14 protein-coding genes are annotated in these 13,831 nt (G+C 68.0%); 12 read left to right on the top strand and 2 right to left on the bottom strand.

The window, feature by feature from the left end; all coding sequences use genetic code 11:
• Window positions 1-110: 110 nt before the first annotated feature.
• Both prmC and ASC59_RS01105 read left to right on the top strand, forming a co-directional pair.
• Complete coding sequence (gene prmC / locus ASC59_RS01100; protein ID WP_055817585.1) at window positions 111-986, top strand: peptide chain release factor N(5)-glutamine methyltransferase; 876 nt, start codon at window positions 111-113, stop codon at window positions 984-986.
• Window positions 987-1,031: 45 nt separating this feature from the next.
• Window positions 1,032-1,475: a hypothetical protein gene (locus tag ASC59_RS01105; protein WP_055817587.1), complete on the top strand. Its 444-nt coding sequence runs from the start codon at window positions 1,032-1,034 to the stop codon at window positions 1,473-1,475.
• On the opposite strand, the gene helR is transcribed toward ASC59_RS01105, so the two are convergent.
• Both helR and ASC59_RS01115 read right to left on the bottom strand, forming a co-directional pair.
• The gene (gene helR / locus ASC59_RS01110) at window positions 1,472-3,643 is read right to left on the bottom strand and encodes an RNA polymerase recycling motor ATPase HelR (RefSeq protein WP_442915091.1); all 2,172 of its coding nucleotides are present in this window, start codon (window positions 3,641-3,643) and stop codon (window positions 1,472-1,474) included. The genes ASC59_RS01105 and helR overlap by 4 nt on opposite strands.
• Before the next feature lie 197 nt (window positions 3,644-3,840).
• On the bottom strand, window positions 3,841-4,749 hold the full coding sequence (locus ASC59_RS01115; protein ID WP_235492541.1) for a TetR/AcrR family transcriptional regulator: 909 nt from the start codon (window positions 4,747-4,749) through the stop codon (window positions 3,841-3,843).
• 133 nt (window positions 4,750-4,882) lie between these two features.
• On the opposite strand from ASC59_RS01115, the gene ASC59_RS01120 reads away from it, so the two are divergent.
• The 10 genes from ASC59_RS01120 (at window position 4,883) to atpA (ending at window position 13,822) form a co-directional block, all read left to right on the top strand.
• A complete protein-coding gene (locus ASC59_RS01120; RefSeq protein ID WP_082513566.1) occupies window positions 4,883-5,827 on the top strand; it encodes an ABC transporter ATP-binding protein in 945 nt (314 codons plus the stop codon).
• Window positions 5,824-6,645: an ABC transporter permease gene (locus tag ASC59_RS01125; protein ID WP_055817591.1), complete on the top strand. Its 822-nt coding sequence runs from the start codon at window positions 5,824-5,826 to the stop codon at window positions 6,643-6,645. The genes ASC59_RS01120 and ASC59_RS01125 overlap by 4 nt, the downstream gene beginning before the upstream one ends.
• A 171-nt stretch (window positions 6,646-6,816) precedes the next feature.
• A complete protein-coding gene (locus ASC59_RS01130; RefSeq protein ID WP_055817593.1) occupies window positions 6,817-7,575 on the top strand; it encodes an L-threonylcarbamoyladenylate synthase in 759 nt (252 codons plus the stop codon).
• Window positions 7,576-7,578: 3 nt separating this feature from the next.
• Complete coding sequence (locus ASC59_RS01135) at window positions 7,579-8,847, top strand: MraY family glycosyltransferase (protein WP_055817595.1); 1,269 nt, start codon at window positions 7,579-7,581, stop codon at window positions 8,845-8,847.
• A 105-nt stretch (window positions 8,848-8,952) separates the two neighbouring features.
• Complete coding sequence (locus ASC59_RS01140; protein WP_157487892.1) at window positions 8,953-9,417, top strand: hypothetical protein; 465 nt, start codon at window positions 8,953-8,955, stop codon at window positions 9,415-9,417.
• A 190-nt stretch (window positions 9,418-9,607) separates the two neighbouring features.
• Window positions 9,608-10,405: a F0F1 ATP synthase subunit A gene (gene atpB / locus ASC59_RS01145; protein WP_055817599.1), complete on the top strand. Its 798-nt coding sequence runs from the start codon at window positions 9,608-9,610 to the stop codon at window positions 10,403-10,405.
• 51 nt (window positions 10,406-10,456) lie between these two features.
• Window positions 10,457-10,696, top strand: coding sequence for a F0F1 ATP synthase subunit C (atpE, locus tag ASC59_RS01150; protein WP_055817601.1), 240 nt, complete (start codon window positions 10,457-10,459; stop codon window positions 10,694-10,696).
• A gap of 27 nt (window positions 10,697-10,723) precedes the next feature.
• Window positions 10,724-11,284: a F0F1 ATP synthase subunit B gene (locus ASC59_RS01155; RefSeq protein ID WP_055817603.1), complete on the top strand. Its 561-nt coding sequence runs from the start codon at window positions 10,724-10,726 to the stop codon at window positions 11,282-11,284.
• Between the two features lie 4 nt (window positions 11,285-11,288).
• Window positions 11,289-12,086 carry a F0F1 ATP synthase subunit delta gene (locus ASC59_RS01160; protein ID WP_055817605.1) on the top strand — a complete coding sequence of 266 codons (798 nt, stop codon included), beginning with the start codon at window positions 11,289-11,291 and terminating at the stop codon, window positions 12,084-12,086.
• A 98-nt stretch (window positions 12,087-12,184) separates the two neighbouring features.
• Window positions 12,185-13,822 carry a F0F1 ATP synthase subunit alpha gene (gene atpA / locus ASC59_RS01165; protein ID WP_055817607.1) on the top strand — a complete coding sequence of 546 codons (1,638 nt, stop codon included), beginning with the start codon at window positions 12,185-12,187 and terminating at the stop codon, window positions 13,820-13,822.
• Window positions 13,823-13,831 lie beyond the last annotated feature (9 nt).

Below are 13,831 nucleotides of genomic sequence, written 5' to 3' on the forward strand. Positions count from 1 at the left end.
CCCTGGCGGCACCGGCGCGCCGACGGCGCGGAAGGAACGAAGCGCGGCTTCGTTCAGACTACGACCGCCCGTCGCGCTCAGGCGAGTGCGTTACATTCCTTCACGTGAATATGACGAAAAGCGACGACGGCCTTCCGCTGGGCGCGCTGGTCGACGAGTCCGTCGCCGTGCTCGACGCCGCCGGTGTGGTCTCGCCCGAGATCGACGCGCAGTTGCTCATCGGGCACGTGCTCGGACTCAGCCGCGGTGCTCTGCAGGCCCGTCTCATCATGGGAGCCACCGTCGCGGCGACCGATGCCGCCGGCATCCGTTCCCTCGTCGCCCGACGGGCGTCGCGCGAGCCACTGCAGCACATCACGGGCCTGGCTCCGTTCCGAGCGCTCGAGCTGCATGTCGGACCCGGCGTGTTCATCCCGCGCCCCGAGACCGAGATGGTCGCTCAGCTGGCCATCGACGCGCTGCGTGCCGATGCCGCGCCGATGCCGATCGCCGTCGACCTCGGGACGGGCAGCGGCGCCATCGCCATCGCCATGGCGAGCGAGGTGCCGAACTCCCGGGTCTACGCCGTCGAACGCTCCGCCGAGGCACGCGTCTGGGCCGAGCGCAACATCCGCGACTTCGGCGGGGACAACACCACGCTGGTGGCCGCCGACCTGGCCGACGCGCTGCCAGAGCTCGACGGCACCGTGAGCGTCGTGGCGTCGAACCCGCCCTATGTGCCCGAGAGCCTGCGTCCGCTCGACCCGGAGGTCGCGGTGCACGATCCGGATGAGGCCCTGTACGGCGGCGATGACGGACTGTCGGTCATTCCCGCCCTGTCGCGCACCGGGCGCCGTCTGCTTCGGGCCGGGGGAGTGCTCGTCATCGAGCACGCCGAACACCAGTCGGCCGCCATCGCAGCGATCCTGCTGGCCGACGGCTGGCGCTCCATCGCCCACCATCGCGACCTGACCTTCCGAGACCGGGCGACGACGGCGTTGCGGTAGCGGCACGGCTGCCGCGGCATCCGTCCCATTGCTAGCCTCGTCACCATGCCTGCACCCACCGACTGGATAGAGCACCGCCGCGGGGACCGCGAGCTGCTCGGGTGGATGCTGCCAGACGGCGACGGCTTCGTGGCGATCGACCTGCTCGGTCGCGCGGTGACCGGCTCCGTCGACTGGCTCGCCGCCGAGGAGGCCATCGAGTCGACGGGCATCGGCTACCTCGCCGAGCCCTTCGAGCTGCTGCTCGACGACTCCGGCGCCGACGGCGCTCCGTCGGAGGGTTCCGGCCACTGGGTGCGGGTGCGCGTCGTCGAGGTCTCCACAGACAGGGTGCTGGTCAAGAAGGAGGACTGGGGCGACGTGACGGCCACCGCCGTGTACTACAGCGCTCCGTTCCCCGTCGCGGACAGGCTGCGACCCTTCGCTGGGGACGTGCATGTCCTCCCCGCGGCCTCGGACTCCACCGACCGCCCGACGATCGAGCGCTAGCCGCTGGTCAGGACGACGAGCCGCTGGGTGGCACGCGTCATCGCCACGTATCGGTCGACGGCTCCCTCGATCCCCGTGCCGAACGTGTCAGGGTCGACGAGCACCACCAGGTCGAACTCGAGGCCCTTCGCCAGTTCCGGTGTGAGCGAACGGATGCGGGGAGTCGAGGTGACAGCGGCCCCGCCCAGCGGGCTGCTGGTGATGACGCAGGCGGTTGCATCGCCGGGTCGCGCGAGCCAGTCTCCCAGGATCGCGTCGAGGTCGGCCACGGACCCGTGCAGCACCGGGACGCCCGTGCTGCGCACCGAGGTCGGCACGTTCGCATCGGGCAGGACCGCCCTGATGACGGGTTCGGCCTCCGCCATCACCTCCTCAGGGGTGCGGTAGTTGATGCTCAGCGAGGCGATGGCGACGTCGGCGATGCCGACGCGCTCCAGCCGCTCGCGCCACGACTCGGTGAACCCGTGCCTGGCCTGGGCGCGGTCGCCGACGATCGTGAAGCTGCGTGACGGGCAGCGCGCGAGCAGCATCTGCCATTCGGCATCCGTCAGCTCCTGCGCCTCGTCGACGACGACGTGCGCGAATGGGCCGGCGAGAAGGTCGGGATCGGTGCCCGGCACCGCCGATTCGTCGGCCATGCTGTTCTGCGCGTCCTGCTCGCGCAGCATCATCATGAGCTTGAGCTCGGAGTCATCGGCGGCGATCAGGTCATCGACGACCCTGTCGCGGTACTCGCGGTCCGCTGCGAGGGCGGCCTCACGCCGATGTCTGCGGCGCGACGCGTCCGGGTCTCCGATACGACGCCTGGCCGCGTCGAGGACAGGGAGATCCGACAGCGTCCACGCCCGCGGGTCTGCTCTGTGCAGTGCCGCGACCTCGGCTGCCGTGAGCCAGGGTGCACTCTCACGCAGATAGCCCGGGACGCTCCACAGGTCGGCGACGACTCCGGCCGGGTCGAGCAGCGGCCAGGCACTGCTGAACGCCTGGCGCAGCCCGGTGTTCTGCTCGAGAGCTCGGCGCACGAGGTGCGGCGCGACGTCGTCATCTTCGTGGTTGTCGATGAGGATGCCCAGCAGCTCCTCCCAGACGATGTCACGTGCGTCGTTGTGCGAGACTCCGCCCTCGGGCGCTGCGAAGGCATCCGCCCAGTCGCCGGGGGTGAGGATGACGTCCGCCCATGGGGTCTCGACCGTCACGGTGCGAGCCGGCGGCCGCTCGTAGTGACCGACTGCGGCCTCGACTGCCCGCAGCAGTCCGGCCGATGCCTTGAGGGCCGCCACGCGGGCATCGCCCTCTGGCACGGCGGCCGCACCCTCCGCGACCAGGCTGCGCAGCGTGCAGGTCTCGACGCCGTCCTCTCCGAGGCCGGGAAGCACGTCCGACACGTAATCGAGGTAGGGCAGGCTCGGACCGACGAACAGGACCCCGCCGTGGTGACGGGTCAACCGGGGATCCGAGTACAGCAGGTACGCGGAACGGTGCAGCGCGACGACGGTCTTGCCCGTGCCCGGGCCGCCGTCGACGACGAGGGCACCCCGTGAGCCGGCCCTGATGATGGCGTCCTGGTCGGCCTGGATGGTGCCGAGCACATCGCGCATGCGGCTGGATCGTTCTGCGCCCAGGCTGGCGATGAACGCCGACTGGTCGTCGAGCGCTGCACTCTGCACTCCTTCGGTGTCGGCCAGTCCCTCCGGCGTGAACACCTCGTCCCAGTAGTCGCTGATCGAGCCGCGCATCCAGCGGTACCGACGACGGCTGGACAATCCCATCGGGGCGGCGTGGGTGGCGGAGAAGAACGGTTCGGCCGCCGGCGAGCGCCAGTCGACGAGCAGTCGTCGGCCTGCGGCATCCGTGAGACCCATTCGGCCGATGTACACGGGCTCCGACTGCTCCGCGCCCACGATGCGACCGAGGCACAGGTCCAGCCCGAAACGTCGGAGCGTGCGCAGGCGTGCCGTGATGCGATGAATCTCGAGGTCGCGTTCCAGAGCGGCCTCTCCTCCACCGCCCGGCAGGAGTCGGGTCTCGTCGAGCCTGGCGGAGAGCTCGGTGATGGCCTGGTCGAGGGTCTCGGACATGGCGGCGAAGTGACGCTCGTCGTCGGCGATGAGCGCCGGATCGGCCTTGGCGGAGAGGTGGTCTGGGAGGTCGAAGACAGGGCGGGTGATCTCGATCAGGGCTGCTCCAGGTTCAGGGGACTCGGCTGGGATCGACCAGTATGCGCCGCCGAGGGGTCCTTGCGGCAAGGCCCCATGCCCCGTATATTCTGAAAGTGGAGAGCGATGGTGTCGCTCTCCTTTTCCATGCCCGGATGTCGCCGGCGCGGCGACGGCCGACGGATGACGCCGGCAGGCCGATCGGCCTGCTAGTCCCTGGCTGCGCGTTCCCGCGCCCTCTTGATTTCCTCGCGCTCGCGCTTCTTCGCCTCGCGCACCTTCGCCTCGGCCTCACGACGCGCCTTGGCGGCCTCGCGCACAGCCTTGTCGCGGGGGATCTCGAGGGAATCGAGAGCCGGAGGCGCCGCCACGACCTCGGCTGACGTGTTCCCCATGTGGTATTCGATGCCGTCGAGGATGCGCTCGAGGCCGAAGGTGAAGTCGTCGGCGACGCCGGGAACAGGCGCCCCCGTGTACCCGCCGTCGGCCACGATGCGGCTGAGATCGGGGAAGCGCTCGGGGGTCACGAGTGCCGAGAGGGCTGCCTGCATTCCGGCGGTCTCGGCGATGCCGGCCGCGGTGGCCTCGGTGAGGTCGGCCTCCAGGGCCGCCGTCGCGCGCACATAGCTGGTGAGCAGCAGGAGGCTGGACATCCTCTCGCCGTCATCGAGCGGGAGCGGACGGAGTTCTCTCAGGAGCCAGTCGGCTGCGAGCATGCTGTTCGGCGTCATCGGTGCGCCGCTCACCGGAACCCGCGCGATCCAGGGGTGATCGCGGTAGACCCCCCGAACGGCGAGCACCCAGCGTCGAACGCCGTCCCGCCACGGCACGACGTCATCCTCGGCCGGGATGGCCATCTCGGAGGCCGTGTCCTCCATGAGCACGAGCAGGTCGTCCTTGCTGGTCACGTAGCGGTACAGCGACATCGTCGTGAAGCCGAGCGTCGTGGCGACCCGACTCATGGAGACCGCGCCGAGGCCCTCGGCATCCGCGATCTCGATGGCGGTCTCGACGATCCGCTCGATCGACAGCTCGCGCTTGGGCCCCCGCTGCGGATTCTCCGCGACGCCCCACGTGAGCGCGATCCCACGGGGGAGCGCTTCTTCGACATCGGCCACGGTGCGCCGCCTTTCGACTGGAGGGTTGACACTCATCCTAGAACTGTGTATCACTTAAACAAACGTGTACTGCATACACACAAGAGTACGGCGTACACACGCAGTTTATTGGATACACGGAAAGGTTGTGAACATGAATGCACCAGCCATCGAGGTGCGAGGCCTGCGCAAGAGCTACGGCGACACCACGGTGCTCGACGGCGTCGACCTGAGCATCGAGGCGGGCAGTATCGTCGCCCTCCTCGGGCCCAACGGCGCGGGCAAGACCACCCTCATCAACGTCCTGGCCACCCTCACCGGACCAGACTCCGGCACCGTCATGGTCGCCGGTGCCGACCTGGCCACGGATCCGGAAGCCGTGCGGGAGGCCATCAGCCTGACCGGCCAGTACGCGGCCGTCGATCAGGTGCTGACCGGTGCGGAGAACCTGCGGATGCTCGCCAGGCTCTCCGGCTTCACCTCCGCAGGTGCGAGGCAGCGCGCGGGCGACCTGCTGGACCGCTTCGAGCTGACGGATGCCGCAGCCAGGCGCGTGGGCAGCTACTCGGGAGGCATGCGGCGACGGCTCGACCTCGCCCTCGGCCTCGTCGCCGATCCGCCGGTGGTGTTCCTCGACGAGCCGACGACCGGACTCGACACCCGGAGTCGACAGGAGTTGTGGCGGATGATCGCCGAACTCGCCGAGCGCGGCACCACCATCCTGCTCACGACCCAGTACCTCGAGGAGGCGGATGCCCTCGCCGACCGCATCCTCGTCCTCGACGGCGGCAGGATCGTGGCCGAGGGCACCCCGGCCGAGCTCAAGGCCAGGGTCGGGGGAGAGGTCGTCGAGCTGCACGATCTCGACGACACCCTGCTGATCGAGATCCCGACCGACGGCACCGTCGCCGGGCTCGAGGCCGCGATCGCCGGCATCGCCGCCGATCGGGAGACCGGGTCACTGCGCGTCGTCGTGCGGAAGCCCAGCATGGATGACGTCTTCCTGCAGCTGACCGGCCACCGAGTGGCGGATGCCGGAGAGCGGGACGACGCCCGGACCGAAGCTGCCGCCGACGACCGAGAGGGGATGCCGGCATGAGCACCGCGACCATCACGAGGACCGCCCAGCCGCAGCTTCCCACCCGGGCGGGCCGCCGACCGTCGGCATCCGTCACCACCACGACGATGATCGTGCGGAGCCTGCGTCACACCATGCGCAACATCGACGCCCTCATCATGGCGATCGTGCTGCCGACGATCCTGATGCTGCTGTTCACCTTCGTGTTCGGCAACGCCATCGAACCCGACGGAGACTACGTCGACTACGTGGTGCCCGGCATCATCCTGCTCTGCGCGGGTTTCGGGGCGTCATCGACGGCCGTCGACGTTGCGAACGACATGACCGACGGCATCATCGACAGGTTCCGCGCCATGCCGTTGCGCGCCATCAGCGTGCTCACGGGTCACGTCGTCGCGAGCCTGGCCCGCAACCTGCTCGCGACCGCCGTCGTGATCGGGGTCGCTCTCGCCCTCGGTTTCCGGCCGACGGCCGACCTGGTCGAGTGGATCGCCGCCATCGGGGTGATCGCCCTGTTCATCCTCGCCATCACCTGGCTGTACGCGGGGATCGGTCTCGCGGCCGGGAACGTGGAGGCGGCGAGCGGCTACGGGTTCGCCCTGCTCTTCCTGCCGTATCTGTCGAGCGCCTTCGTGCCGACGGACACCATGCCGGAATGGCTGCAGTGGATCGCCGAGAACCAGCCGATCACCCCGATCATCGAGACCATCCGCGGCCTGCTCATGGGCACGGAGCTCGGCACCGACCCGTGGTGGGCGATCGGATGGTGCGTCGTCATCATCGCGGCTTCCTATCTCTGGGGCACCTGGTTGTTCACCCGCCGAGCGCGCCGGCACTGAACGGCCCCCATCGACCCCAGCGGCCGTGATCCGATCATTCCGGGCCACGGCCGCGAGGGCGTTCGCGTGATGGCAGGATGCTTCGACCGATGGCGGACCCGCGCCTGTCCGGTGGCGCCGGGGAGCGTCGCGTCGGCACCCGTCAGCCTCACGTCCTAGAATCAGTGCCAAATGCCTGAACGCGTCTTCGACTGCTCGGTCGACTCAGAACTGCTCACCGGAATGCGCCTCGCCCGCGCGGCCATCGGTCGCGGCGGTCTCGTCGTCATCCCCACCGACACCGTCTACGGCATAGCGGCAGACGCCTTCGATCCGAAGGCGGTGCAGAAGCTGCTGGACGCCAAGGGGCGCGACCGCACCTCGCCTCCGCCCGTGCTGATCCCGGGCATCCCCACCCTCGACGCCCTCGCGGCCGACGTCCCCGAGGAGGTCCGTGCGCTCGTCGAGGCGTTCTGGCCCGGGGGACTCACCGTCATCCTCACGGCGCAGCCGTCGCTGAACTGGGATCTCGGCGAGACGAGGGGTACCGTAGCGCTCCGGATGCCGGCCAACACCATCGCGCTCGAACTGCTGAGCGAGACCGGTCCGTTGGCGGTGTCCTCCGCCAACCGCACCGGAGAGCCGTCGGCCCTCGACGCCGCGACGGCCTCAGCCGCCCTCGGAGACTCGATCGACGTCTACCTGGACGGCGGCCCTGCCGGCACCGCGTACGGCACGGAGGGCATCGCGACCGCGGCCTCCGGATCCACCATCGTCGATGCGACGGCACTCCAGCGGGGCGGGAAGCTCCACATCGTGCGCGAGGGCGTCATCTCACGGATGGCCGTGCAGTCCATCGTCGGCGACGCTCTCGCGGATGCATCCGCCGCTCCGGAGGCAGCCGACGCTGCCGCAGAGGCAGCACCTCCCGGCGACGAGCCGGTGGAGTAGACCGTGACTCTGTTCATCGTGTTGGCGCTCGTGGCGGCCATCGTCACGTTCGCCCTCTCGATCGTGGTCTACAGGCTGAGCCACAAGTACCGGCTGTATCCGAAGATCCGCGAGCGCGACGTGCACACCCGCCCGACGCCCAGGCTCGGCGGCGTGGCGATGTTCATCGGGATCGTCGCAGCGTTCGGGGCGGCCTGGCTGGTCTCGGCGCGGTTCCCGACCCTGCGGATAGTGTTCGCCAATCCCGAGCAGATCCTCGCGATCCTCGGGGCCGCGCTGCTCATCGTGCTCATCGGCGTGGCCGACGACATCTGGGACCTCGACTGGATGACCAAGCTCGCCGGTCAGTTCATCGCGGCGGGGCTGGTCGCCTGGAAGGGCGTGCAGATCTACTCGCTCCCCATCGGCGGCGGCATCACCGTCGGTTCGAGCTGGATGAGCGTCATCATCACGATCTTCGCCATCGTGCTCGTCATGAACGCCATCAACTTCATCGACGGGCTCGACGGACTGGTGGCCGGCGTCGCGCTGATCGCCAACGGCGTGTTCTTCCTGTACTCCTACCTCCTGGTGCAGCAGACGTCGCCGCTCAACTACTTCAACCTCGCATCGCTCATCGCGGTGCTGGTCGTGGGGGTCTGCGCCGGGTTCCTCCCGCTCAACTGGCATCCGGCGAAGCTCTTCATGGGCGATGCCGGTGCGCTCCTGGTCGGGCTCCTGATGGCGACATCTGCCGTCGCCGTCACCGGACAGATCGACCCGGCCCAGCTCGGTAGCGCCCAGCTGCTGCCCGCGTTCATCCCGATCATCCTGCCGTTCGCGGTGCTCATCATTCCGCTGCTGGACTTCGGGCTCGCCGTCATCCGCAGGCTCAGGGCCGGGAAGTCGCCGTTCAGCGCCGACCGCAAGCACCTCCATCACCGTCTGCTCGACATGGGGCACTCGCATCTGCACGCCGTGCTGATCTTCTACAGCTGGACCGCCGTCGCCTCGATCAGCTGCCTGCTCTACTTCGTGCTGCCGACGTTCTTCGGGCTCTCCACGCTCTGGGCGACGCTGTTCCTCGTCGGCGGCTTCTTCGCCTGCACCCTGTTCACCCTCGCCCCGCTCAGTCGCCGCAAGGCGATCGAGGCTGCCAGCCAGTCGGCTGAGGCCGACACCCCAGAGGCCGAGGAGCTGGCTCCCCAGGATCCGCTCGACGAAGCGGCCGAGACGAGCGATGCCGGCGACCCGGACGTCCTACCCGTCCGCAGCACCACGGCGTCGTCCTGACGTCCTGACCGCCCGATTCGGCACGGCTCCCCGCGGCTCCACCCGGGCCGGACGCCCAGGAACCCGCCGGTACACTGGACCGACCCCCGATTCCCCGAGGATGCCATGAGTGATTCAACGCCCGCGCCCGCTTTCGTCTCGCCGACGCCGAATTCGGTGCTTCGCCGAGCACTGGTCTGGGGGGTGGCCGTCGCGGCCACCGTGGCGGTCGTCGGAGCCATCATCTCCGGCCTGATCTTCGGTCCGATCGGAGTCTGGAGCGCGCTCCTCGGAGGCGGCCTGGCCCTGCTGCTCATGGGCATCACGATCATCACGATCCTGGTGGCCAACCGCTACGCCTCCGCTCCCGACCTCATCGGCCTCTACTTCGGCATCGTGATGGGCGGATGGATGGTGAAGTTCGTCACCTTCCTGGTCCTGGTGTACTCCCTGCGCACCCAACCCTGGCTGGAGCCGATCACCGTCGCCTTCTGCCTCATCGCAGGCGTCCTCGGCTCGCTCATCGTCGACGTTGTCGTGTTCGTGCGCGGGCGCATCTCCTACGTCGGCGAGGCCGAACTCCGCCGTTGACGGGCGTTCCCATCGGGCCGAACGGTTCGGGGGATCGCCGAAGTATTGCTAGAGTAGAGAACGGTTCCGCTTCTCTTCACTCCTTTCGCCTGCATGGCACCGGAGTCGTTCGGAATCACCCCCATCATTCGTCGTCGCGAGAGCCGAGCTCCACGCCCCGAAACAGGAGATAGCGCTGCTAGTTACCGCTGTGAACCTGCTGGTTCCGTCAGCCACCGACGATGGTGGATTCCACGGTCCGTCATTGGACGAGTTCTTCCCGCCCGGCTTCCTGTTCGTCGGAACGCCTTTCGAGATCAACCGGATCATCGCGATCCGCATTCTCGTCACCATCGTGATCCTGGTGCTGTTCTGGCTCTGGACGCGCAAGATGACGATCGTCCCGCGACGCGGCCAGAGCATCGCCGAGATGCTCCTCGGCTTCATCAGGGTCAACATCGCCGAGGACCTCCTCGGCAAGAAGGACGGAACGCGCTTCCTGCCGCTCCTGACTGCGATGTTCATCATGATCGTCGCCATGAACTTCACGGGCATCGTTCCCGGCCTGAACATGGCCGGAACCGCAGTGATCGGTCTTCCGCTCCTCCTGGCCCTCATCGCCTACGTCGCGTTCATCTACGCCGGCGTGAAGAAGCACCCCGCCGCATTCTTCAAGAACGCGCTCTTCCCGCCCGGAGTGCCGTGGCCGATCTACTTCGTGGTGACGCCGATCGAGTTCATCTCGACCTTCATCCTCCGACCGGTCACGCTGGCCCTTCGACTCCTGATGAACATGATCGCGGGCCACATGCTGCTCGTGCTCTGCTTCTCGGCGACCTCCTTCTTCCTGTTCACCGCAGGTGGATGGTTCAGCCTGTTCAGCGTCGGCACGTTCGCCTTCGGGTTCGCGTTCACGATCTTCGAACTCTTCGTCGGTGTGCTGCAGGCCTACGTCTTCACGCTTCTCACCGGCGTCTACATCCAGCTCGCTCTGGCTGAAGAGCACTAAAACCGAAGCCGACACCCGTCGACTTCTCCCACCACGGAAGGAACTCCACACATGGACCCCGTATCCATCCTCGCCGACATCAACGGCAGCATCGCCCCGATCGCCTTCGGTCTGGCTTCCATCGGATCCGCGATCGGCGTGGGCATCGTCGTCGGCAAGACGATCGAGTCCGTCGCGCGCCAGCCTGAGCTCCAGGGTCGCCTCAGCACCCTCATGTTCCTCGGCATCGCGTTCACCGAGGCACTCGCGTTCATCGCCATCGCCGTCGCGTTCATTCCGTTCCCGGCGTAATCCCTCTTAATCGAAACGGAGTCAGGAATGCACTCGCTGCTCCTGCGCGCTGCTGAAGAAGGCGAAACGGTCAACCCGTTCATCCCTGAGCTGTACGACATTGTGTGGTCGGCGGTCTGCTTCGCGATCATCCTTGTGTTCTTCTGGGTGAAGATCCTTCCCACGGTCAAGAAGCTGCTCGACGAGCGCGGCGAGGCCATCGAGGGGAACATCGCCAAGGCCGACGAGGCCCAGCGTCAGGCCGAGGCTGCTCTCGAGCAGTACACGGCCCAGCTGGCCGACGCACGTGCCGAGGCCGGCAAGATCCGCGAGTCCGCTCGTGAGGACGGCAAGAAGATCGTCGCAGAGGCGAAGGACTCGGCCTCGGTCGAGGCCGCGCGCATCACCGCGACGGCCCAGGCCCAGATCGAGGCCGAGCGCCAGGCCGCCGTCGTCTCGCTCCGCTCCGAGGTCGGCACCCTCGCGATCGACCTCGCCTCCGGCGTGATCGGCGAGAGCCTCGCCGACGACGCCAAGGCCAGCGCGGTCGTCGATCGCTTCCTCGCGGACCTCGAGTCCAGCGAGTCCGCCTCGGCAGGAAAGAAGTAGTCCCATGGGATCAGCGACCAGAGAGGCCCTCGTCTCGGCGAGGGCTGCCCTGACCGCTCAGGGCGGAACAGCCGACCTGGCGACGGGTGAGGCGCTCCTCGCGTCCGCCCGCGTCATCGGCTCATCACCGCAGCTGCTCACGGCTCTCTCCGACAACGGTGCTGAGCCCGAGGCGAAGAAGGCGCTCGTCTCGAGCATCTTCTCCCCGACAGTGACGCCGGCAGCCCTCGCCCTCCTGGGCGATGTCGCCGCTGCGCGCTGGTCGGATGCCGATGACGTGCTCGAGGGCATCGAAGACCTCGGTCTGCGCGTCGTCGCCGCCTCCGCCCCTGCTGGAACCGACGTCGACGCCGAGCTGTTCTCATTCGGTCGCACGGTCTCCGGCAACGCCGAACTCGAGCTGGCTCTCAGCTCGAAGCTCGGTTCCAACGAGGCCAAGGCGGCCCTGGTCGACACCCTGCTCGCGGGCAAGGCGTCGCAGCAGGCCGCCGTGATCCTCTCCCACCTCGTGCAGCAGCCGCGCGGCCGTCGCATCGGCGAACTCGTTCGCTACGCGGCATCCGTCGTCGCTGCCGAATCCGGCTACGCGGTGGCCACCGTCACCTCGGCGACGGTGCTCAGCGACGCACAGGTCGCCCGGCTCGCCGCCGGCCTGTCGGCCAAGTACGGCCGGGACCTGCGCATCAACCAGGTCGTCGACCCGAGTGTCATCGGAGGCCTGCGCGTGCAGGTCGGCGACGACATCATCGACGGCAGCGTCGCGAAGCGTCTCGACGACGTGCGACTCCAGCTTGCCGGCTAGCCCTCGGGCCCGCCGGAGGACAACAGAACAACGACGCTCTCCTTTCAGAACGTCGAACAGTCAAGAACCTGTACGCCTCGTGCAGAAAAGGGAAGATCATGGCAGAACTCACCATCAGCCCCGATGAGATCCGTGACGCGCTCAAGGACTTCGTCAAGGCATACGAGCCCGGCGCTGCTGCAGCGACCGAGGTCGGCCACGTGACGGATGCCGCCGACGGCATCGCACACGTCGAGGGCCTCCCGAGCGTCATGGCCAACGAGCTCATCCGCTTCGCGGACGGCACGCTGGGCCTCGCGCTCAACCTCGACGAAGACGAGATCGGCGTCGTCGTGCTCGGCGAGTTCTCCGGCATCGAGGAGGGCATGGAGGTCACCCGCACGGGCGAGGTCCTCTCGGCCCCCGTCGGCGACAACTTCCTGGGTCGCGTCGTCGATCCTCTCGGCAACCCCATCGACGGTCTCGGCGACATCGAGGCCGAGGGCCGTCGCGCGCTCGAGCTCCAGGCGCCCGGCGTCATGCAGCGCAAGAGCGTTCACGAGCCGCTGCAGACCGGAATCAAGGCGATCGACGCCATGATCCCCGTCGGGCGCGGCCAGCGTCAGCTGATCATCGGCGACCGCCAGACCGGCAAGACGGCCATCGCGATCGACACGATCATCAACCAGAAGGCCAACTGGGAGTCCGGCGACGTCAACAAGCAGGTGCGCTGCATCTACGTCGCGATCGGCCAGAAGGGCTCGACCATCGCCTCGGTGAAGGGCGCCCTCGAGGACGCCGGAGCGATGGAGTACACCACGATCGTGGCGGCTCCCGCATCCGACCCCGCAGGCTTCAAGTACCTCGCCCCGTACACGGGCTCGGCAATCGGCCAGCACTGGATGTACGGCGGCAAGCACGTCCTCATCATCTTCGACGACCTGTCGAAGCAGGCAGAGGCCTACCGCGCCGTGTCCCTCCTCCTCCGTCGTCCGCCGGGACGCGAGGCATACCCGGGTGACGTCTTCTACCTGCACTCGCGTCTGCTCGAGCGTTGCGCCAAGCTCTCCGACGAGCTGGGCGCCGGCTCGATGACCGGCCTGCCGATCATCGAGACCAAGGCCAACGACGTCTCGGCCTACATCCCGACCAACGTGATCTCGATCACCGACGGCCAGATCTTCCTGCAGTCCGACCTCTTCAACGCCAACCAGCGTCCCGCTGTCGACGTCGGAATCTCGGTCTCGCGAGTCGGTGGTGACGCCCAGGTCAAGTCCATCAAGAAGGTCTCCGGAACGCTCAAGCTCGAGCTCGCCCAGTACCGCTCGCTCGAGGCGTTCGCGATGTTCGCATCCGACCTCGACGCGACGAGCCGCCGCCAGCTCGCGCGAGGCGCCCGCCTCACCGAGCTGCTCAAGCAGCCGCAGTACTCGCCGTACCCCGTCGAGGACCAGGTCGTGTCGATCTGGGCCGGAACGAACGGCAAGCTCGACGAGGTTCCGGTCGAGGACATCCTGCGCTTCGAGCGCGAGCTGCTCGACTACCTCGGTCGCAACACCGAGGTGCTGTCCACGCTCCGCGAGACCAACGTGCTCTCGGACGACACCACTGCGGCTCTCGAGTCCGCGGTCGACGCCTTCAAGCTCGAGTTCCAGACCGGTGAGGGCAAGCCCCTCGCCTCGGTCGGCAGCGAGAAGTTCGAGGCCGTCGCCGAGGAAGACGTCAACCAGGAGAAGATCGTGAAGGCCAAGCGGTAACGCTGGCCC

This window comes from Leifsonia sp. Root1293, assembly GCF_001425325.1.
Lineage (GTDB): Bacteria > Actinomycetota > Actinomycetes > Actinomycetales > Microbacteriaceae > Orlajensenia.